This window comes from Pirellulales bacterium (assembly GCA_033762255.1).
Classification (GTDB): Bacteria; Planctomycetota; Planctomycetia; order Pirellulales; family JALHPA01; genus JANRLT01.
The window spans coordinates 36,288-57,575 of record JANRLT010000017.1; the positions used below are offsets into that span (position 1 = coordinate 36,288).

The window sequence follows — 21,288 nt, forward strand, 5'->3', positions numbered from 1 at the left end:
CTGGCGGAACACTCCTGTCGGCGCCTGGCGGTAACCTGTGCCGAATCTTCAGCATAATTTTTCTCTGTCAGGAAAAATGATTGCTGGGGAATGAGGGCTGTCCTTTTTTTATCGCATGCGACTGTGATTTGGCGTCATCCTTTGCTGTTGCGGATCGGGCCGTGGCTCCGGGGGGCATGTTTTGTCCTGATCGGCCTGGTGGCATTATGGACGACCAGTCTTTTGGCCCAACCAGCGGGTGATCGACCGTCGTCGGCGGTGTCGTCCCCCGCACCAGCGGCGGACCAAACTCAGACAAACTCCGACAGCGCTCGGGGGCCATCCGCCGCGGATGCGGCGCTCAGCGAAAAGATGCCGACCCCCGGGGTGACCATGCCGCTTCCCCCGGTGCCCAAGAGTGAATCAGAGGGGGACTCCCCCCTGCGTGACTCCGTCGATCAAGATGCGGGATCCGCACCCGGTCAGGAACATGCCAAATCACGTTTGGACGCGGGCGCAGCGGCCGCAAACGAGAATTCCCCGGGAAGCGGCGCGTCACGACAGGCCCCCACCAATCCAAAAGAATTAGAAATGGCCCCGCTTGCGGTTCCAGCGGCATCGACAGCGCCGGGAACAGTTGAGCCCGGGGCGATGTCCCCCGTGCCAAATTTAACCCAGGCCGAATTTCAAGCCTGGAAAGGAAACCAGGGAGCGGGAGGTCTAGGGGGCCAGCCTTTGGCCACATTGCAACAAGTCACCCTGATTGGTCAAACCCTGCGGCAAGCGGTGGAACTAGAAGCAACGCTGGAAATCCACGTGCATGAATCTAACAACGGCTGGGTGAGCATTCCCCTGGGTTTGCGCGAGGCGGCCTGGCAAGCCCCGCCAAAATATAGCGGGAACGGCGAACACATCGTGCATTTTGATCCCGAAGCGGATGAATATCGTTGTTGGATCAAAGCCGCTCCCAACACGCAACATCGGTTGACAGCGCGGCTATTGCTGCCATTAACTGGGAGTGGACCGGAACGGCGGTTAGAGTTTAACTTGCCGCTGGCGGGGGCCACTTCCCTCAAGCTGCTCGTACCAGCCCCCGTGGTCACGGTCTTGGAATCCTCCGGTACGCCCGATCCCGAAATTACCCAAACCGCCGAAAATCAGTCTCAAATCGAAGTTCTGGGCCTAAAGGGGGAATATGTTTTGGCTTGGCGGGAATTGGCCGCCAACGCCAATCAAATGCTCCCGCAAATCGAAGCCACCGGCGCGCAGCTCATTCGAATCGACGGAAGAACTATTTCCACGGCGGCGCGATTGATCTTACGCGGGTACGGCGCCGAATTTGAACGGGTGCGGGTCAAGCTGCCCCCCAAATCGATTTTGACCAGTGGATCGGGCAAGGGTTATGCCGTTTCCACGGTGGCGGGAACAAATGGCGAAATCGTGGAAGTTCTTTTTGATGTCAAAACCTTGGGACCGATCGAGGTGCGCCTGCAGACCGAGAGGATTTTGGACGTCAACAATCCCAACGAAAACCTGGACGTGGCAGGATTTCAGGTGCAAGAAGCCCTGCCGCATCGCCAGGGAGGGCAAATTGCCGTTAGTGTTGTCGGGGATTGGCGATTAACTTGGGACAAGCAAAGCCGGGTTCGTCCGATTGCCGCTTTTGGCGAATTGACCAACTCGCGGGATTTTAGCGCCATTTGGGAGTATGTCGGCCAACCTTATGAGTTGGAACTGCGGGTCGCTCCCCGACGGACGGTGCTGGCGGTCGATGCCGCCCACCAGCTGCGGCTAAGGGAACGGGAGGCCCTGCTCGAGACCACATTAAAGTACAACATTCGCGGGGCCCGCGCGGGAGCGGTCAGCGTTGATCTGCGGGGATGGAATTTGGAAGAAGTCAGCCCCATCGATCTGGTGAACTCCGCCGCGATCGAGACCGAGGGGTCGGGGCTGGTGCAGATTCCCCTCGCGGCGCCCGCCTTGGGAAATTTTGAATTAAAACTCAAGGCCCGCCGCAACGACATTCGCCCCGAGCGGCAAAACGCCATCCCCCTGCCGGTCGTGGTGGCGGACATTCCCGGTAATTTAACCCTGGAAGTGACCGCCGCCGAAAATCTCGAGTTAGAACCCGTGCCGGGACAGCATCAGCAATTATCCCAATTACTCAACACCGAGTTGCCCGTGAATCCGGGGGCGATATCGTGGAATTATCGGCTGGAAGGGCAACCCGCCCTATTCTCCGCTCGTCTGCTTAACCGTCCTAAAATTGTGCAAGGGGTCAACCTGGCCGAATGCCGGCTTTCTCCCACGGAGTTATTCGTCCGTCAAGACTTGGAATTTCATGTGCCCGAGGCCCCCATCGCGCAACTGCAAGTCGCCGCGCCGGAAAGCCTTTTGCGGCAAACAACCCTCGCCTGGGAATTAGACGGCCTCCCCGTCAAGCCCAGCGGCCCCCCCGCCTGGGATGCGCCCGGCAAACGTTGGGTCTGGACATTTTCGCTCCCCCAGCCGCGCGGAGGCGTCATACCCCTGACCGTTAGCTACCGCGCTTTGCAAAATTTCACTCGCCAGGCTACCGCCAAGCTGCAATTCGCCTTGTTTGTCCCCATCGCCGATCAGCATTCGCGGCAAGAGGTTTCCCTGCAGGCCGCGCCGGGGTTGCGTTTGGGCACCGAAACCCTAAATGCCGATTGGAAAGTCTTGCCCTTGGGGGAAAGGGCGGATGGAACGGCTATCCGCCTGGTGGCCGACCAACCTCGCACCGATCTTTCCGTAACCGTGCAAACCACCAGCGCCCCACGGGCGGGGTGGTCGATTGAACGTGGTTGGGTCCAAACCTGGATCAGCGAAAATGAACGCCAAGAGCGGGCCGTGTATCAACTGCGTGGTTGGGCTTTGCCAGAGAAAATTCTTTTGCCCTCAGGCGCTAGCGGGTCCGACGCCCAAGTCCTGTGGAACGGGGCGGCCCTGGCCGTGGAACTATCCGGCGACAGTGAATTGCGTCTCCCCACAACTTTGCCTTTTTCCCTTGGGACAGAGTCTGGTCTGGCGGCGCCTTTGCAACAATTGGAAATTCGCTATCGCTACACGACGCCCCCCGGATTATGGAGTCTAGAGTTTCAGGCCCCGCGGCTGGTGCCCGGCGCATGGCATCAACAGTTATATTGGCAAATCCTCGTCCCGCCCCGATGGCATCTGATTAACGATCCGGCCAATTGGCAGCCCGAGGCACATTGGAATTGGCAAGGGGGATATTGGGGACGCAGTCCCACATTGACCCAAACCGAATTGGAAAATTGGAGCGGCGCCGTCACTGAAAATCCACTCCCCGCCAGCGTGAATTCGTATCTGTTCAGCGGTATTGGCGAATTGGACCATGCCCGGGCATGGTTCGCCCCCCGCTGGTTATTGACTTGGGTGGGAGGACTGGTGGGTTTTGGCCTGGGTGTGGCTCTTTGGCGGTTTGCCATTTTGCGACATCCCCTTAGTTTGATCGTGGGTGGCCTGGTGTTGGTCAGTTTGGGAATGGCGTGGCCCGAGCCATTGATCTTGGGGGGACAAACCTTGCTTGTGGGCTTGCCGCTATTATTGATTGCGGGCCTGTTGCGCAGAATTTTAGGCGCGCCGCCGACACCGCAAACCACCGCTACCCCGGAACGCGGTTCCAGCCTCAATTCCCAACTATTAAAGCCCCTGGGAGGGGCTCTTCCCCATTCCGGCTCGACAGCCACGGTTAACCTGCCGGTTACCATGGAGCCGCAAGCATGATCACGCGCGTGGTGGGGACGGGCTGGTGGAAATTGACCAAAGGGTGGCCGGGATTGCTGGCGCTGCTCGTCTGGTTTGCCGGCGCATGTCTCTTGGCCAATGCCCAGACGTCCGATTTTAGCAAGGAGCTTTTTCCCCCGGCTCCTCCGTTGTTCAGCACCGAAAAGACCCCCCGTCCCCGGCCGATCACTCCGCCAGCTTCGTCTCGTACTCCCAGTAGTGCCACAACGACTAACGGTGCCACGACGACATCCAGCCTGAACACGTTGGGGATGGCCGCGCTGCCACCGGCTCCCGCCAGTTGGGGTGGGGACTTGCCTGCACAATTGCGGCGGATCGATGTGCCGGGGGAAAGCCACTCCCCCGCGGATTTTACTCAACGGGGCTACGTGGCGGTGGATCGCGAGCAATTTGACAAGGCATGGAAGCAGTGGCTATCCCGCGCGTCAGCCCAACCTCGCGGCTCGCGACGGCAGCTTGACGATCATCCCCCCGAGGCCCGCCAAGGAGTCATCCTCGAATCGCTGGCTTGTGACTGGGACTTGCGGGAAGAAGAACTGGTCGGAACGATTGAAGGCCAGGTCCGGTTGCTTCAGGACACCCCTTGTCTGTTGACATTGACGCCTTGGCCTTGGATCACCTCCGCCGGTAGCTGGCGGGATTCCCCCGGGGAATTGATTGCCGGCATGAACGCCCGGGGAGAATATCAAATTTGGGTCCCCGCTAGCGGGACTTTTCGCTTATCGGTCAAATGGCCCGCCCAGGTGGTGGACAAGGACCTGGTATTTGCCGGTCGCTTGCCCGCGGCGTTGTCGCGGACGCTTAGTCTGTCGATGCCCGCGATGACCCAGGCGCAGACCACGGCTTTGGTTCCGGTAAAGCGCGAGGAACTACCCGAGAACCGCGTGCGCGAGACCTGGCAACTGGCCGGCGAAGAAGATTTTCAATTGCGGATCGGGCGGCAAGCCCAGGTGGAGGGGGATCAGCCCCAGGCATTCGCGATCCGGCCGACAATTATCTATGAAGCGGGCCCTCAGGGGCTGCAACTGCTGTGGGAAGGCAAATTAGTGGGGCCAAATTTGCCCAATAACCGGTTATTAGTAAAGTGCGACGCTGATTTGAAAATATTGGAAGTAAAGTCGGGAACGCAAAAGTTGGGATTTGAATTGCTGGCGGCGGACGCGGCGGGGGGAAGCACCTACGCGCTGGACATGCCGCGCCAGGAATTGGGCAAGATGTTGCAAATCCTGGCGGCGGCTCCGCTGCACACCGGCGACTTGTGGCAGCTACCGCAATTGCATTTGGAAGAAGTCCTCTTGCAAGAAGAAAACTGGCAACTGTTAACCCTGGCTCCCTTTGCATTGGATCAGTTGGAGCTGCGCGACTGTCGCCAAACACTGGCCGAAACACTGCGCGGCAAACTCCCCGGCGAAGCCATTCATTTACAGACCATCGGCAAAGAGCCGCAAATTCTTGCCTTGTATCGTTGGCAGCAGGCGCGCGGCGCTTGGTCCAGCGGCTTGGAGTTGACCAGCGCTGACAATGACGCCATTCGCGCCACTTGGACCGCCGAAGTTGAATTAGAACAGGGCGAACTGGCCCGGTTAGAGATCGAAGTGGCCGATTTTTGGAATGTCGAATCCCTCGAAAGCAGCCCCGCGGATTCCACGGGCAGTTGGACGCGGACCCATCAGGACCACGGGGTTGACCTGTATAGCCTGCAATTTGCCCAACCCTTGCGCGAACGGCGCTTGCTGCGGTTTGTCCTGCGCGCCACGGCTCCCCGGGCCAGCGGCGCGGCACAGATTTCCGCCGCGCAGTTGGATCTGGCGCGGGTGGTGGGTCTGCCCCGGCAGGCGGGCTATTTATCGCTCAACTTAGGGGGGACCTGGCAACCGCGGTTTTTACCCGCCCCCCCCAAAAAACTCGATCCCCGGCAATTGACCACCGCCGAATTAGCCCTATTTGGCGAAGAGACGCCGGAGCAGTTGTACGCCTGGCCCGGCGCGGCGGAGGGATTTGCCTTGCGCCTGGAACGGACGACACCCGCCACCTTGGCCGAACTCGAAACTCGCATACGCGTGGGGCAATCGGAAATCCACGAGGAATTTCATGTCCGTTTTCCGGCGGGGACACCCCATCCGCGCCGTTTGACCCTCTTACTGACCGAATTGCACGAAACGCCGATTACCTGGCGCTTGCACGGCTCGCGCGCCCCCTTGAACGCATGTCGCCGTTTATCCATTCCCGAACAACTACAGCTTGACTGGCCCATGACGGGAGAAGCCTGGGAATTGACGCTGCCGACCTCGCGCGGGGAGACATGGGGATTAATTGGCGAACGTCGCCTGCCGTTGGCGGGCGAAGCCCGGCCCACGTTGTTGGCGTTGCCGGCGGCCTTTGCGCAGCGGGGAGTATTAACGGTCTCTTCGCCGCGCAATCCGGCCCCCGTGGTGCGGGCCGAACAAGCGGTCATTTTGCCCTTGGAGGCCGCTTCGGCGGGGGAAGAACCCCTGCTGGGCCGCTGGGAATACTTATCACCGACCCGCTCTCTTCATTTGCGCGATTCCCCTATTCGCATTGTGTGCGAGGGAGAATTATCCCGCCAGGCCGAGCCTCGGCAACCCGTGATCTGGCTGGCGGAACTGGAAACGTTTTGTTCGGAACAACCGGCCTGGCTACAGCGGATGACCTTGTCGGTGGAGCAATTTGGCCCTTCGGAAATTCCCGTTCAAATGCCCGCGGGCCGCACGCTTCAAGCCGCGCTATGGAATGGCCAACCCCTGGCATGGAGCGGCGATCCCCAAGAGCCGCGCCTGGTCAAACTTTCGCTCCCCGCATCCGACCGTTATGGAAGCTTGCAGTTACGCTGGACCACTCCCCGCGCTCGCCACTGGTTGGGACTAAAGGCGCAGCCGGAATGGCCCGAACTGCGGATAACTCCCCTCGCGCGACGATGGAAAATTTGGTCTCCCCCCGAGTTGACTCCCTTGTGGGGTAGGGACTGGCCTAGCCGGGATGGGCGAGGCGCCGACACGCGCTGGAGCCAAATTTTCAGCCATTGGAGGCAACAACCGGGGACGCCGCTCTGGGGGCTGGGGAATATTTTTAGCGAATTTGCCCCGGAACAAACAGCTCTCTCGATCCAGCCAGAGGTTTTTTGGCAAAAGTTGTCACAGCAATTATCCCGGCAGCGTAATGCTCAGGCGGGGGGAGTCACTCCGGATACCCTGGCCACTCCCGTACCGAACCGGCAGCCGCCGTCCGCCAGTCCGGGACCGCGCTCCACTTGGGGCCAATTACTCCCCGCTGCTTGGCGGGACGCGGCGCTATCCCAGGACGACTTGCCGGAATTATGGATCGATCAAGACGCGTTTTCGACACTGGGCGTGTTTCCCGATTTACCCCCGCTGCCCCCGTTAAAAGCAGCCAGTTCACTGACCAAAGCCCCCAATCAGGCGACCACTTCCCCGTTTGTCCAAAGCCCGGGGGAATTGCCAGCTAAATTCATTTTAATTCAATTTCCCACGGGCTGGTTGTTAACCACGCGGGGACAATTGGTCCAGTGGCCCACGGCGGTCCCACTGGCCCGGGGGGAACGTTGCTACGGATTTCCCGTGGGCCAGGAGCTTTCCGCCCTGGCCGAATTTCAACGCATCCAGTCACTCGCTTGGCCGACGATTGTTCCGCTGACAAATTGGCAAGCCGCTCCCACCACCACGACCGATTCGTGGCAAGCGGGACCGGCCTCGACAACATTTCCCGCGGATGCCACACACGGCGCGGTTTCGGCTTGGCTGCCGAGAATTGTCCCCGAAACCTCCTCCGGAATTTTACTGGTTCATCAACCGCTAGTGTTGGCCATCGCCTGGGCGGGCTTTTTTTTATTGCTAGGGACCTCGGTGTGGTGGCTTCCCTGGCGTGCTCCCTTTAAGGTGCTGTTGTTAACGGCGGGACTAGTCAGCCTGTGGTTGTTGCCCTGGGGTTTGATCAGTTGGGGCCAGGCGTGGCTGGCATCGATTATCGTCGCGCAACTTTTACGCTGGCTCCAATTTTGGCCTTGGTGGGGTTGGACCGCCCAGCCAAATAATTCTGCCGCACGCGCGGTGCCTGGCATGGTCGCGGCCAGTTGGGCCATCGCCCTGGGATTGGGGTGCGAAGTGTGGGTTCTTTTCGCTGCTCCCGCCATGGCCCAGCCGGAACCGGTAAACATAACAACGGAAGTGGTGCTGGATGCGCCGGCGATCAGTTTGCGTCCGTCAGCAATTCTGGTTTATGCGCGGGTCAATGCCCAACAACAGGCGGTGGATAATGTCCTGTGGGTACCGGCGGAATTGTGGAAACAACTGCACTCCCCCCCCCAGCCGCCTTCCACGGCCCGCACGGATTACTTATTACAAAGCGCGGAGTACGAGGGATCATTGCGGCGCATGCAGTCCTCTGATCGTCCGCGCCCCGGTCGATGGCAGGCCGATTGGCGAATCCACACTTTTCTTGCGGAGCAATGGGTGGGGTTGCCCTTTCCAGCGCGGGGGGCGGTGTTGATTCCGGATGCGATTCTCCTGGATGATCAGCCCGCCAGTTGGCGCTGGTCCGCGGATGGAGGGGAATTACAGTTTTTTGTGCGCGCGCCGGGGGGGCATCGCCTGCGAGTGGGATTTTTGCCCCGGATGCGCGAATCAGGAATGCAACCCGGGTTAGAGCTAAGCCTGCCCCGCGCGCCGCGTAATTCCCTGCGCATCACGGCCCCCGAGGATTTACGTTGGAGTTCCAACCTGAAAGATGAAAAAACCTTTGCCGCCCAACAATCAACCGCCCCGTTGGAGTTCAGCGCGCGGGAAACGTTGCGGGTGGATTGGCCCAACCAGGAGGCGGCCAACGCCTTGGTCGTGCAGGCGGAGTTGGAATTATTACAATGGTTGCGGGTGCGTCCTGGGGCAGCGCAGCTAGAGGTGCGCATCCCTATTCGGGTGGTGGCGGGGCAATTGCGCGGGATCGAGCTGGTGGTGGACGAACGTTTGCAACTCCTTACCCAAGTCGGCTCCGCGGACCTTCCCTGGCGGGCGATGCGGCGGGGACGGACGTTGCAACTGGAATTTCCCCAGCCCATCCAAGATCGAGCCACCGTGCAACTGTCATTTTTAATCCGGGACTTTGCCGGCTTGGGAATACTGACTCCCCCCCAATGCGAAGTCATCGGCCAAACCATCAAATCCGCGTGGTTGTTTGGCTCGGTGGATAGCTCCCTCAACCATCGCGAATTGTCCCAGACGCCGCAGGTGGAAATCCCCCCCCGCGAAATTCAACGTCTTTGGCCGGAGGAATCCACCGCCCCGCAGTTTGTCTACAACTGGCAAAAACCACCATCTGATTGGCGGTTAGAAATCTCTCCGCGCGATCCCCAAATTTCCCTCGCTCGGGAATCCACCCACATCGCCCTGGCCCGTCCTTTGGCCAACTGGTCCAGCACCTTGTCACTGACGATTGCCGACGGCGCTGTCTGGCGATTGGCGGGCACACTCCCCACCAACTTTGAGCTGGAACACGTCGTGGTCCGGCAAGACCGACAGACGGTCCCTTGTCGTTGGGCACGGGGCGCGCCGGGACATTTTAGCCTGTTTTTTGAATCTCCCGTGGGGGGTGAACTGATTGTCGCCCTGCATGGACGTCAAAGCCTGGCTGAGACGAGGGGCACTTATTGGTCATGGATAGGTGTTCAGGAACAAACGGCCCAGGTCCGCGAACTACTGGTCGAACATGCGGCAAATTTGCATGCCCAGGTGCAAATACCCGCTGGCTTTACTAAACTTACCGCGGCGGAGACGACCGCGGCGCGTCAAGCCGCGCAGCAGGCTACAGACGAATCTTGGCCTAGTGCCCTCTCGGCGTTGATACCCTTACCTGGCCTGCGCGCCATCAATGCCGGTTCCCCGGTCAGGCTAGAATGGCGGGCTAATTCTCCCACCGGCCAGATCCAGGTCATTACCCAGCTCGACCGCCGGGGCGATGGGTGGTGGGTGGTGTGGGATTTGCTAGGGCAGTTACCCCAGGGAGAGCTTGCCCAACTGGAATGCCAGCTCCCCGCTATCTGCCGCGAATTGGGCGAATTATCCCCAAACACGCCCATCGAGTTGTCTCCCGCGGTGCCAGGGGGAGAGCGATATTTAACGCTACGCCCAGCAACAGCTTGGCAGGGAACCTGGCGGCAGCGTCTGACCTGCCGACTTAGCAAGAGTCCGGAGCAGTTATTACAAGTTCCCCGGTTGCAAATATTTGGCGGCTTATCCACGCCCGAATTGTTGGTCCTTCCCCGCCGCTGCCTGGGCAAGCCGGTGGATTGGCAATTGCCCAACTTAACGCCCGCCAAACTACCGTCGGATTATTTGCCCGCCTTGTCGGATACGAGCCAGCCCTTGGTGTTTCAATTAAATCGGGACGGGGGGGCGGTCAGCCTGCGGGCCACGGAGCAAAGCGCCGACCAACCGCGGGTCAGCTTGGCGGATCACGCGGTTTTTTGGGATGGTAACACGGGATACAGCGGGAAAGTGATATTTTATTTAGAACCGGCGGGCCAGGGGACCTGCATCCTGGAATTACCCCCCGGAGCGGAATTGCGCCAGGGGATCACCGATGGGACGTGGCTACCCTGGAAGAGATTGGGGGATCGGCGTTGGGAAGTGCGCCTGGCCAGCGCGCTTGTGCCGCAACAACTTAGCGTGGTTTATACACTGCCCGCATTAAACATTGACGAACACAACTTGCTCCGTTTTGCGGCTCCTTACATTCAGGATTGGCCGGTGCAACGCGCGCTTTGGACTGTCGGCCTGCCAGGGACCGCCGGGCGATTGCGGTTGACCACGGGAGAAATGCGCACGCCGGAACAATTGCAAATCGAACGGTTGGCCGCGACGATAGCCATTTGTGAAAAACATCTACCCGCCCTGCGCGAGCTGGCCCCCGCGGAAAAACGCCTGTGGAGCGATCCCTGGCGGGAACGTCTGCGGCAAGCCCGGGGTATGCTGGAAATGGCCGTGCGCGGGCGGCAGGACGATCCCCGTTACGAAGTCACCACCGAGGAACTGGCCCGCTTGGCCGAACGCATGAGCCGATTACAAACCGCCGTTCCCGAGCTAACAAGCGAACCCGCCGCGCTCCCCGGCATGGCCCCCCTGTCCCCGGCGAATGCCGTAGGCTGGCCGTTATGGTCCGCGGTCGATTTGCAAATCAGCCAGGCCGTGGTGGCAGCTTCCCCGGATTCACCCGCAACCAGCGCGTTGGCACGGTTGATGGCCCGGCCCATCAGCACCGCGCGACAACCGGAAGCTGACGGCAATTATCCCCCCACCATGACTGCCCGCCTGGAACCGCCGACGGTATCCAATCTTGCCGCCAGTTTTGGGGGATTGGCGGCGATGTTGCTGGCCACCACCGCTTTATCGCTGACGCTGGCCCGCTGGCCTGAATGGAACCTTGCCAGCCGGCATCCCTGGTTGGTGTTTTTGCTAGCGGGCTGCGCCTGGTGGCTGTGGCTGCGCCCGCGGGAGATTGCCGTGGGCCTGCTGGTTTTGGGAGTGTTGGCTTATTTGGCCGAAAATCAACGTTTGCGGCGCTGGTGGCAAAGCCTGCCACTGTTTCCGCCGCGTCCGGGTTGGAGGATGACGGGGCGCGGCGAAAAATAACTCCCGCCATCTTGGAAAATGGGCAACAGGTTTCTCTTGCCCCTTTGCCGTGATTGTGTTAGTAATAAGCCCCGGTTGCGACGCGCGGGGCGCGATGCCAGTCATGCCCGCCCGGCGTGGCGCGTGGACCGCGACAACGGCACGATCTGTTGTTTGACGCAAACGAGCGACGGTGACCTTTAGTCCAGTGCGTGCGCTTTGCATGGCCGCAAAGCGTGGATTTGCCCCCAAAGGAAGGAGTCCTGGGATGAACGCTCAGTTAAAACCCGGCATCTTAGTGCATATTCGTTGGATGATTCGGCGCGACCTGGACGAAGTGCGCCAAATCGAAGCCGAGGGATTTGAGTTTCCCTGGAGCGTCGAGGACTTTTTACGCTGTCTGCGGCAAAGAAATTGCATCGGCATGGTCGCCGAACACGAGGATCAAATCGTCGGTTTTATGATTTATGAACTCCATAAGTCCCGGCTGCACTTGCTCAATTTTGCCGTCAAGTCGCAATTTCGCCGTTGGGGCGTGGGCCGGCAGATGATCGAAAAACTGGTGAACAAGCTCAGCCATCAGCGCCGCAGCCGAATCATCCTGGAAGTCCGCGAAACTAACCTTCCCGCGCAACTCTTTTTCAAAAGCTGCGGCTTTCGCGCGGTCAATGTCCTGCGGGACTATTATGAGGACACCACCGAGGACGCCTACCTGATGCAATACAGGCAACGTCCCGCGACGGGCGAGATCTTGCCAATGCAGCCCGGCCTGCGCTGGGCTGGATAAGAGCGGCAGGAGTAGGTCCCGTCCGCCGGACGGGACTGCGCGGGTCGCGGGGAACAGGGAGCAAAGCCGCCGATGGTATCGGCGGTAAGTGGCGTGCCGGGGAGCAGGGGAAAGATACAAGGCTGACCCACTAATCACTACTCACTCCCCACTACTCACCATCCACTTCCCACTATCCACTCCCCCCTACCCCCCAATCTGGTACATCGCCCGCGCTGGCTGGACAAAATCGGGCGTATCAATGCCATGTCCCGGCTTTTTATGCAGGACGCATTCTTGGATAAGTTCGGCCAGTTCGTCATCGCTGGCGCCGCCGCGTAGGAGCGCCTTGGCGTCCCATTCCGTCGTGGAAAACAGGCAATTGCGCAGTTGCCCCTCGGCCGTCACCCGCAGGCGATTGCAATCCTGGCAAAAGGCCTGGGTCACCGGATTGATAAAGCCGACCCTGCCCCCGCCATCCGCGTAGACGTAATCGACCGCGGGCTGGCTGGGATCGGAGCGCTCCGCCGGCCAGAGGGGCGCGACGGCGCATTCGATCATGGCCCGCACATCCGCGCCGCACAGCACCTGCCCGCGATCCCAGTTTCCCTCGGCATCCAGGGGCATGTATTCGATAAATCGCAATTCCAATCCCCGCGCGCGGGCATACCGGGCCAGGGGCACGACTTCGCTTTCGGTTAAACCCCGAATTGACACGGCGTTGAGGCGGATTTTCTTAAAACCAGCCGAGATCGCGGCCTCGATTCCCGCCAGCACCTGATCCAGGCCGCGGCGGCGGGCAATTTGTTCAAAGACCGCCGGATCGAGCGCGTCCAGGCTGATATTCAGCCGATGCAAGCCCGCCGAGTGTAATTCCGCCGCATGTTCGGCCAGTAAGATGCCATTGGTCGTCAACGCCAGATCCCTCACGCCGGGAATATTCACCAACAGCCGCACCAGGCTGGGGAGTTCCACCCGCACCAGCGGTTCTCCCCCGGTGAGGCGGATTTGATCAATGCCCAGCCGCGCAAAAACCGTCGCCAGGCGGGTGATTTCCTCAAAAGTCAAAATTTGTCGCTGGGGCAAAAAGCGAATCGCCTCATCCGGCATGCAATAAAAGCAGCGGATGTTGCAGCGATCCGTCACGCTGATGCGCAGGTTGGTGTGGATCCGTTGGTAACGATCTACAAGCGGCATGACCGGCGGGTAAAAAAAGAGGATGAATGTTTGCGGGCCAAAGGGGTTTAATTATTTGCGGGCCAAATGCTCGACCTATCCCAGCCGTGCCATTGTTGAATTTTCGCGCAAGCACAGTGTCCCCTTAGGGCCCGGGGGGAATTGACGCCTAGCGGAATTCGCCAGAATTCCGTTTTCTGTGCTCTCTTTACTCTCGACGGAACTTTTGCAAGTTCCGCTACGGGACGATCATTTTCCCCCGGGAACTTTTTTGCAAGTTCCGCTACGAATTATTTTCGCGTGGAATTCACCGGCATGGCGATCGACCGCAGGTATTCCCGCGCGGCGGGATCTTCCGGGTTGATCCGGTCGATTTCCGCGTAAATTGGCACCAGCCGCTCCCGCGCGGCGTGCGAGAGTTGCGACCAGTGCCGGACCCCCCCCGCGCGAAATTCCGCCGCCACCAAATTCATCGCTAAGGTATTGAGCGGATCAAATAAAACCTGAAACCGCTTGGCACGCGCCTGCCGATCCGCCAGAATCGGCCGCATGACGGCCGATGCTTCCACACTATGGGCCGCCCCCAAAAAATGCCCCAGTTCGTGGACCAGCAGTTCCAGCTTTTCGACCTCGGACATTTTTTTGGAATATTCCCGCAGCAAAATATGGCTGGCCAATGCCCCGCGCGTCCCCCCCAAGTGAATGCGTCCCGTCGTAATCTCATACTGGCTGGTAAAACCGATCAGCACATCGGCGGCGGGCGTGGCGGGCACCTTGCTTTCAAATTCCGCCAGCGTCCGCTCAAAATCCAGCACGGCATTGCTGGAATTCCAGCGTCCCATCCCGACTAATTCCAGCTTGAGACCGCAATGATATTCTAAAATCAAGGAAGCCGCGGCCAGCCGTTGACGCAGTTTTTTTTCCCAGACGGGCTGCGCGGCGCGCTCATCGTCATCCACATACATGAACACCCGGATCGCGGACGTGGGCCGGGGCTTGGCGGCGGGGGTGTCATCCCGCGCCAAGAGCGGCGCGGCCACGCGCGGGACCCGCCACTGCGGTGCCGCGGGCAATTGCACCTGCTGCAACTGGGTTTGGCCATCGGCCGTTCCCACCCAGGCATAAATGCCGTAGAGTTCCACCGCAAAAGGGGTGGTCACCGGGCGTAAGCCATGCAGGGTGGCTCCCTCCCTCCAGGGGACCACGCACAGCTTTCCCGGTTCTAGCGAAACGCTTACCACGCTGGGAAGAGGGGAGCGTAGTTCGCAGCGAATAGGTTCGGCTGTCCGATTGGTAATCACAATCACGCCCGGCGCCGGGGGAACCGCCGCTGGCTCTGGCGCGGAGATGTCTTGCCGCGCGGCGGTAGGTTGCCGCGGGTTGTCTGTTAGCTGTGCGGAAAGAGGTTTCTCCGCAAAAAGCCAGATACAACCCGCGAAAAGCAACATTACCTCTAGCAGCCCTCGTGCTTGCCACGGCACGGGAATGTGCTCACCACGACCAGCGTAAAAATGGCGATACGATGCGGTCATGGGTGGCACGGGGTAAATAGGACAACAAGGTGCTAGCGGACGGAGGATCTTGAAAAAGGGAAGCGCGAATCACGCTTACCATTCTTTGCTCCCCTTCTGCATCTATTTTAAACTAACAAACCCCGTCTCGCACGGGGCGGGACGGGGTTTGTTAAAATTAGGCCCAGGGTCACCCTCGGGGGAGTGAGGGAGGAGCGTTCAGATGATGAGTGACCTTGGGTCTAAAAATCCTTCTATTTTTGGCGATTCGGCCTGGTAAAAGTACCGGTGGCTCATCGCATTAAGTGCAGCCCAGGGTTGTCGGGGGAGTGAGGGAGGAGCATGAGAAATGGCAACCCTGGGCAAGTCTCTGCAAGCATCGGTCTCCTATCTAGGGAACTAACGGATAAAAACAGACACAAATTCGGTGGGGGAGGAAGGAGGCTGTTCATCCGTGGTAACATCAACCTGGTTAATCAGTTGACGCACACCAGCCACCCGGCGAAAACATTGGTTGCACAGTTGTTTTTCATAAAAGGTCAGGACTTTTCCGCTAAGCGTTACCACGCCGTTATGAACCTGGACTTGTAACGTCCGCAAACCCGGGACATGGCGACTAAACAAAAAAGCCACAATCCGTTCGGCTAATTCTCGATCCGTCACCGGCATATCAGGAGCATTCATGGCATTCAATCCCTTTCCCATTCACCATGAATTTTCCTGACAGTCTGACCATTTTAGTTGCAAACCAAGAGTTGCAACTGATATACCAGAGGCATGGGAGCCGCCCCCAATTTTTAGAAAAATATTCCGATCTTGTTAAATGATAAGCAGTTATAAAAAATTACTTTTTCCTCAGCTAGGAACGGGAACGCAATCCTGGCAAGCCATACCCAACCTCCCCTGCAATTTAAATTCGCATTCCTGCATTAATTGGTGGCAGGGAAACGCCAAATTGCCCTATGTTAAATAAATACCAAGGTTATTTTCTTTCCCAGCACGGACGATCGCGCCTAAATTGCCCATTTTGACCGCTATTCCACCAGACCCTTGCGTATCGCCCACACGGCGGCCTGGGTGCGGTCGGCAACGCCAATTTTACGCAAGAGATTCTGCACGTGCTCTTTGACCGTTTCGTAGCTGATGTTGAGGGCCCGGCCGATTTCTTTATTTGTCAGGCCAAAAGCGATTTGTTTGAGGACTTCGATCTCGCGTGAGGTAAGGGGAATATCCGCCACGGATTGAATCTGCAGGGGTGCGAGCCCGGTCCCCACTCGGCGGTAATCCTCCGCGCTCCACAGGCTATCACCAGCCGCAGCAGCCAAAATAGCCGCGATAAGGCGGGTTTTGTCCTCGGTTTTGTGGATAAAACCGCTGGCCCCCAGCGCAATCGCTCGTGCTATATAGGTGGGATTATCAAACCCCGAGTACATAAGCACAGGCAAATTGGGGTAGTCCAATTTGAGACGCGTCAGCGTGGATAGTCCATCCCCATCGGGCATGAGAATATCCATGAGCACCAAATCCGGCGTTATCGTCGCTAATTGCGCTAGGGCTGATGATCCGCTGGCGGCTTCGGCGATAATTTGAATCTCGGTGTTGGTTAACAGAGACTGCAATCCAAGGCGGACGACTTCGTGGTCATCTACGACCATAATTCGGGCAGGCATATATAAATTGGCATCCCGGCTTGGGATGAATGCTATTGGAAATTATTGACTTTTTGCCCCCAGTCAATTAACGCTCATTTCAACGTTTTTTGCACGAAATACTCGCACGCTACTTACAATGTGACAGGTTGGGGGAATTGTGGATATACTACAAATGTGGGTTGAAAAAGGCACTATTATGGGGGGTTACTTGTCGTAAATTTGATGATTTCAGCATGTTAAATTTTATTTTATGATCTTCATTAACAACATACCAAATGCACATGCTAGACATTTGCGGCAAGCCGAAGACAGTGCATAAACGGTGTCTATCTCCCCTGGTTGCTAAATTCCACACCCGCTAAAAAGCCCCCTGGATTGGGGCTAATTACGCCTCTCTGAGTCCATAATGCGCTTTTGCGGTGTCAAAATGGCAAAATCCAGGCAATGAATAAGATTTCAGGCCAGCGAAAGCGACCAAGGGTATGATTGACGGAGTCTTGGTTGATTTACGATGTCTTGGTCGGTGCCTGCATTTGTTCCAATCCCTTGCCCAGTCGCTTGCGGGCCCCCGGGGCGGTTGCTCCGGCAAGAACCGCTTGCCGCTCACCGATGTCCAATGTTAAGGATTGTTGCAAATGGCTTGCCAATTGGGGGGAAAGGTCCTCGTTTTCGTGGCGATTGCCGACTTCGGCAATTGCGTCCGAAAAACCAAGCAGTACCGCGCGGCGGACACCTTCGCGCAACCAAGCAAAAAAGCCGAGGGGAGTATTCATGATGGCACCAATCGTATTGCTAGAGTAGCAGAACGGACACAAACGGGCCAAATCTTAGTAAGTTGATTCCCGCTGGAAAAGTCCAGTTTGCGGCTGGCTATGCGGTTGCTAGCAAGCGGGCACGATGGAATATTTACCTCCCCCGCCACCACGAAAAAAATATTCGTCATTATCCCGCGTCCGTGTAACAAACGATTGCCAGTCACGCTCTGCCTATCTGAAGAGACGGTCAAAGTGACCGACTCAAACCATAAAAACTTCTTGGCTTTGGAGTTCTGCCATGAAACGTTTCGCTCAGATTTTGACAGTGTGCGTGGTCTTGACTGTATCGGCTTTGTCGTTTGCCTCTACCGCCGAAGCGGGCGGGTGGGGTGGTTACGGCGGGGGGTCTCACCAAGGTGGCGGGTGGGGCGGGGGTTATGGTGGAGGGTATGGCGGTGGGCACGGTGGCGGGTGGGGTGGAGGTTACGGTGGCGGGTGGGGTGGACATCATCCCCGTCCGTATCCGTACCCCCGGCCTTATCCCATGCCCTATCCCCAGCCCTATCCCCGGCCATTTCCGCAACCTTGCCCTAGCCCGTTTCCCTACTAGGTGACTGGCGGTACTAGGTGTCAGGCGGTTATCACGCCTTGCTTGATCGATAAAAAAAGCGGTTGCCGGGAAACTTTCCTGGCAACCGCTTTACTGTTTTTAGATTGAAAGACTGGTTGGCCGCAATGGGACTGGCCTACTGACCGCCGATACCATCGGCGGCTTTGGAGTTACATCGGGGGCTTTGCCTTTATATCGGCGACTTGGACATTATGCGGGCGGTTTACGCAATTTGATCCATTCGGTGTGAAACACCCCTTCCTTGTCCACACGATTGTAGGTGTGCGCACCAAAGTAGTCTCGCTGGGCCTGCAGCAAATTCGCCGGCAACCGCGCTTGGCGGATGCCGTCATAATAGGCCAACGCCGTAAAAAATGCCGGCATCGGTACGCCCAAGCGCGTGGCGGTGATGATCACATTGCGCCAAGCGTCCTGAGCGGCGGCGGTCGCTTGCTGAAAATACGGCGCCAGTAACAAATTCTCGAGATTGGGCTGCGCGTCAAAGGCTTCCTTGATCCGCTCTAAAAAGCGCGCCCGAATGATGCACCCTCCGCGCCACAACAGCGCGATATTACCATAATTCAGCGGCCAATCGTGTTCCTTGGCCGCCGCCTGCAACTGCACATATCCCTGGGCGTAGCTGCAAATTTTGCTGGCATAGAGCGCCTGGCGGACTTGCTCAATAAATTCCCGCCGGTCGCCAGCGTACTTTTGGCCGATCGGGCCAGAAAGCACTTTGCTGGCGTTCACCCGCGCGGCCTTTAATGCCGACAGGCAGCGGGCGTAGACGGCCTCGGTCACGAGCGTACTAGGCACGCCCAGGTCGAGAGCCAGTTGGCTCATCCATTTGCCGGTCCCCTTGGCCCCGGCGGTGTCCAGGATCAGATCGACCATGTATTCGCCGGTTTCGGGGTCCTTGACACTGAGGATATCCCGTGTGATTTCGATGAGGTAGCTATCGAGCTCCCCTTTGTTCCACTCGGCAAAGACGTCGTACAACTCGGCGTTCGATAGGCCCAGCGCGTGCTTGAGCAGGAAATACGCCTCGCAGATGAGCTGCATATCGCCGTATTCGATGCCGTTGTGGACCATTTTGACATATTGGCCCGCTCCGCGGGGACCGACCCATTCGCAGCAGGGGATGTCGTTGTTTGGCCCGACCTTGGCGGCGATGGCCTGAAAGATGGGTTTGACCAGGGGCCAGGCTGCGGGGGAACCGCCGGGCATCAGGCTGGGGCCTTTGAGCGCGCCTTCCTCGCCGCCGGATACGCCGGTGCCGATAAACAGCAGCCCCTTACCCTCGATATATTGGGTGCGGCGTTCAGTATTGGTGTAGTGCTCATTGCCGCCATCGATGATCACATCCCCCGGCTCCAAGAGGGGAATAAGCTGGTCGATGAGGTCGTCCACGGGTTTGCCAGCCTTGACCATCATCATGATCTTGCGCGGGCGGGCGACATTTTTTACCAGTTCCTCCAGTGAGTGGCAGCCGATGAACTTTTTTCCGGCGGCGCGGCCGGCGATTAGTTCATCCACGACCGAGGTGGTGCGGTTGAACACGGCGATCGTGTAGCCGCGGCTTTCGATATTGAGGGCGAGATTCTCGCCCATGACTGCCAGACCAATGAGACCAAAATCAGCGAGGGGCATGGGGGGTACCTTGTAGGAGGCGACTCTGTCGCCGGGAAAACGCGGTCATTTGCAAATTGTAGGAGGCGACTCCGTTGCCGAACCAAAACCGTCGCCAAATCAAAACACAGTCAATTCCAAATGTAGCCGAAACGAAAACTGTCCCCGAATCATAACGCTAAATCACCCAAAAAACCAACTTCGATCCAACATTTCCTTGCGGCTGAAATGTGCCGATGAATATCGCCAATCGGACGCTTGTTTGACCAATTCAGCACGAACAGGATTGCGTTCAATATATTCCGCCCGCTCGAAGATATCTTCCGCATCTCGGCAACGATGGTCAAAAAAACCATCTTGCCAGAATGAGCCAGACCGCTTGAGACATTTGTTTATGGTTAGGGTGGTATAACGAAACATCCGCTGAAGTAACTCCGACAGCGGCTCATGCGTTGTCAAGCAAAATAGCAGATGCAAATGATCCGGCATAATGCAAAAGGCGAGCAATCGCAATTCATTCTTACCACGAAGAAAGTTTATACTATCGAGAATTATCTGTGGCAATGGTTCTTGGTTAAGCACTCGTCTGCGATTTTCAACACACTTGGTAATTGAATAGGTTGCATATTTTTCCGAAATCCGGCCCTTGCGAAGATTCTTTTGATGCCAAACGGGTTCGGCGATATTAACGCAGGATTCGGCGACGGAGTCGCCTCCTACAAATGCAGATTTGGCTAATTCAATATTAATCAAATCAAGATTCATCAGCTTGTTCATGCTATCTAGGGTATTAGGTAATTCTGGAAGGGCATTCGGAGACACCTGCAATGCGATGCTGTTCGGCGACAGAGTCGCCTCCTACATCCCCACTCCCTTCCAGCTCGGCTTTTCCGGCAGATACTTATCAAACTCCGCCAATAGTCCCGTTTGATAATCACCCGCGAATGTTCCCGCAAAGAACCGGTCGATCCCTTCCTGATAAAACCGCTCCCAACTCGCTTCCTCCGCTCCCGGATTGATCGGATAAAACAGACAATTGTTCGCCTTCGCCGCGCTGTAGTCCCCCGGCGCGTCCCCGATCATCAACGTATGTTGGGCCGGGTACTTGGCCGCGTTCGCCAAGATCTCCTTTTTGCTCCCCGCCTCTTGACCGCAAATTTCCACCACATACTTGTCAATCCCGTGCTCCGACCACTCCTTCTTTAACGCCGGCGTGGGCGTGGCGGAACAAACTAGCAAATCCGCGTTTTCGGCCAGCTTGGCTAGTGATTCCCGCACGTAGGGGAACGGCGGGACATGCCGGACCATGTCATCGACGGCCTTGTTCACCGCCTCCGACCAGGCCAAGCAGGCCGTCAGGGCGGGATCGTGTGTTTCGGCGACTTTGGCCTTGAGCGCGGGGTTGCCCAGCTTGGTCTCGGTCTTGATCCAGTCACGCAGCGATTGCGGAATGTCGATCTTGGCGCCGCGGGCCAATACCTCCGGGCGTTTTTGCAGCCATTCGAGCGCTTCGACAAGCGCGGGAAAGCGGTTGATGCCGCGGCTTTTGGAGTAGAGGTTCACAAACTCCGCCGCCTCGCGGGCGTACTTGCTCACCGCCTGCAAATTGTAATGGTTGATAATGTTGGGGATGAAGCATTCCTTATGCTTCAACTCCATCGTGTCAAACGCGCAACCATCGGAGTCGATGCCAACCAGGAATGTGTGCTTGGGAGTGATGTCGTACATGGGATATCAATTAAGAATTAGGAATGAATAATTAAGAATCAATTTTTATATTATTA

At 57.9% G+C, this 21,288-nt stretch carries 13 protein-coding genes; 5 read left to right on the plus strand and 8 right to left on the minus strand.

Translation table 11 applies throughout. From position 1 onward, the window contains the following. Positions 1-123 precede the first annotated feature (123 nt). The 4 genes from SFX18_04805 to rimI all read left to right on the plus strand — a co-directional run bounded on the left by SFX18_04805 (position 124) and on the right by rimI (position 12,192). The gene (locus SFX18_04805; protein MDX1962449.1) at positions 124-3,747 is read left to right on the plus strand and encodes a hypothetical protein; all 3,624 of its coding nucleotides are present in this window, start codon (positions 124-126) and stop codon (positions 3,745-3,747) included. Then, positions 3,744-11,426, plus strand: a complete 7,683-nt coding sequence (locus SFX18_04810) for a hypothetical protein (protein ID MDX1962450.1) — start codon at positions 3,744-3,746, stop codon at positions 11,424-11,426. The genes SFX18_04805 and SFX18_04810 overlap by 4 nt, the downstream gene beginning before the upstream one ends. Before the next feature lie 18 nt (positions 11,427-11,444). Beyond that, positions 11,445-11,609, plus strand: a complete 165-nt coding sequence (locus SFX18_04815) for a hypothetical protein (protein ID MDX1962451.1) — start codon at positions 11,445-11,447, stop codon at positions 11,607-11,609. 64 nt (positions 11,610-11,673) lie between these two features. Further along, positions 11,674-12,192 (plus strand): ribosomal protein S18-alanine N-acetyltransferase, encoded by a 519-nt coding sequence (gene rimI / locus SFX18_04820; protein MDX1962452.1) that lies wholly within the window; start codon positions 11,674-11,676, stop codon positions 12,190-12,192. 186 nt (positions 12,193-12,378) lie between these two features. Here the strand turns inward: rimI and moaA are convergent, their stop codons facing one another. From moaA to SFX18_04845, 5 genes are all read right to left on the minus strand, one after another. Beyond that, positions 12,379-13,368 carry a GTP 3',8-cyclase MoaA gene (gene moaA, locus SFX18_04825; GenBank protein ID MDX1962453.1) on the minus strand — a complete coding sequence of 330 codons (990 nt, stop codon included), beginning with the start codon at positions 13,366-13,368 and terminating at the stop codon, positions 12,379-12,381. Positions 13,369-13,637: 269 nt separating this feature from the next. Next, positions 13,638-14,879: a matrixin family metalloprotease gene (locus SFX18_04830; GenBank protein ID MDX1962454.1), complete on the minus strand. Its 1,242-nt coding sequence runs from the start codon at positions 14,877-14,879 to the stop codon at positions 13,638-13,640. 378 nt (positions 14,880-15,257) lie between these two features. Further along, positions 15,258-15,542: a BON domain-containing protein gene (locus SFX18_04835; protein MDX1962455.1), complete on the minus strand. Its 285-nt coding sequence runs from the start codon at positions 15,540-15,542 to the stop codon at positions 15,258-15,260. A 350-nt stretch (positions 15,543-15,892) separates the two neighbouring features. After that, positions 15,893-16,528 (minus strand): response regulator transcription factor, encoded by a 636-nt coding sequence (locus SFX18_04840; GenBank protein ID MDX1962456.1) that lies wholly within the window; start codon positions 16,526-16,528, stop codon positions 15,893-15,895. Between the two features lie 488 nt (positions 16,529-17,016). Beyond that, complete coding sequence (locus SFX18_04845) at positions 17,017-17,283, minus strand: hypothetical protein (protein MDX1962457.1); 267 nt, start codon at positions 17,281-17,283, stop codon at positions 17,017-17,019. A gap of 280 nt (positions 17,284-17,563) precedes the next feature. On the opposite strand from SFX18_04845, the gene SFX18_04850 reads away from it, so the two are divergent. Next, entirely contained in the window at positions 17,564-17,875 is a 312-nt protein-coding gene (locus SFX18_04850) for a hypothetical protein (protein ID MDX1962458.1), read from the plus strand. Between the two features lie 210 nt (positions 17,876-18,085). On the opposite strand, the gene gnd is transcribed toward SFX18_04850, so the two are convergent. The 3 genes from gnd to SFX18_04865 all read right to left on the minus strand — a co-directional run bounded on the left by gnd (position 18,086) and on the right by SFX18_04865 (position 21,232). Next, positions 18,086-19,525 (minus strand): decarboxylating NADP(+)-dependent phosphogluconate dehydrogenase, encoded by a 1,440-nt coding sequence (gnd, locus tag SFX18_04855; protein MDX1962459.1) that lies wholly within the window; start codon positions 19,523-19,525, stop codon positions 18,086-18,088. A gap of 162 nt (positions 19,526-19,687) precedes the next feature. Further along, positions 19,688-20,281 carry a transposase gene (locus SFX18_04860; protein MDX1962460.1) on the minus strand — a complete coding sequence of 198 codons (594 nt, stop codon included), beginning with the start codon at positions 20,279-20,281 and terminating at the stop codon, positions 19,688-19,690. Between the two features lie 81 nt (positions 20,282-20,362). Then, complete coding sequence (locus tag SFX18_04865; protein ID MDX1962461.1) at positions 20,363-21,232, minus strand: HAD hydrolase-like protein; 870 nt, start codon at positions 21,230-21,232, stop codon at positions 20,363-20,365. Positions 21,233-21,288: the final 56 nt, after the last annotated feature.

Bases quoted from the DNA above. Each gene is read 5' to 3' on its own strand.
- SFX18_04810 (MDX1962450.1), top strand. From the start codon at position 3,744: ATGATCACGCGCGTGGTGGGGACGGGCTGGTGGAAATTGACCAAAGGG.
- SFX18_04815 (MDX1962451.1), top strand. From the start codon at position 11,445: ATGGGCAACAGGTTTCTCTTGCCCCTTTGCCGTGATTGTGTTAGTAAT.
- rimI (MDX1962452.1), top strand. From the start codon at position 11,674: ATGAACGCTCAGTTAAAACCCGGCATCTTAGTGCATATTCGTTGGATG.
- moaA (MDX1962453.1), bottom strand. From the start codon at position 13,368: ATGCCGCTTGTAGATCGTTACCAACGGATCCACACCAACCTGCGCATC.
- SFX18_04830 (MDX1962454.1), bottom strand. From the start codon at position 14,879: ATGACCGCATCGTATCGCCATTTTTACGCTGGTCGTGGTGAGCACATT.
- SFX18_04835 (MDX1962455.1), bottom strand. From the start codon at position 15,542: ATGAATGCTCCTGATATGCCGGTGACGGATCGAGAATTAGCCGAACGG.
- SFX18_04840 (MDX1962456.1), bottom strand. From the start codon at position 16,528: ATGCCTGCCCGAATTATGGTCGTAGATGACCACGAAGTCGTCCGCCTT.
- SFX18_04845 (MDX1962457.1), bottom strand. From the start codon at position 17,283: ATGAATACTCCCCTCGGCTTTTTTGCTTGGTTGCGCGAAGGTGTCCGC.
- SFX18_04850 (MDX1962458.1), top strand. From the start codon at position 17,564: ATGAAACGTTTCGCTCAGATTTTGACAGTGTGCGTGGTCTTGACTGTA.
- gnd (MDX1962459.1), bottom strand. From the start codon at position 19,525: ATGCCCCTCGCTGATTTTGGTCTCATTGGTCTGGCAGTCATGGGCGAG.
- SFX18_04860 (MDX1962460.1), bottom strand. From the start codon at position 20,281: ATGAACAAGCTGATGAATCTTGATTTGATTAATATTGAATTAGCCAAA.
- SFX18_04865 (MDX1962461.1), bottom strand. From the start codon at position 21,232: ATGTACGACATCACTCCCAAGCACACATTCCTGGTTGGCATCGACTCC.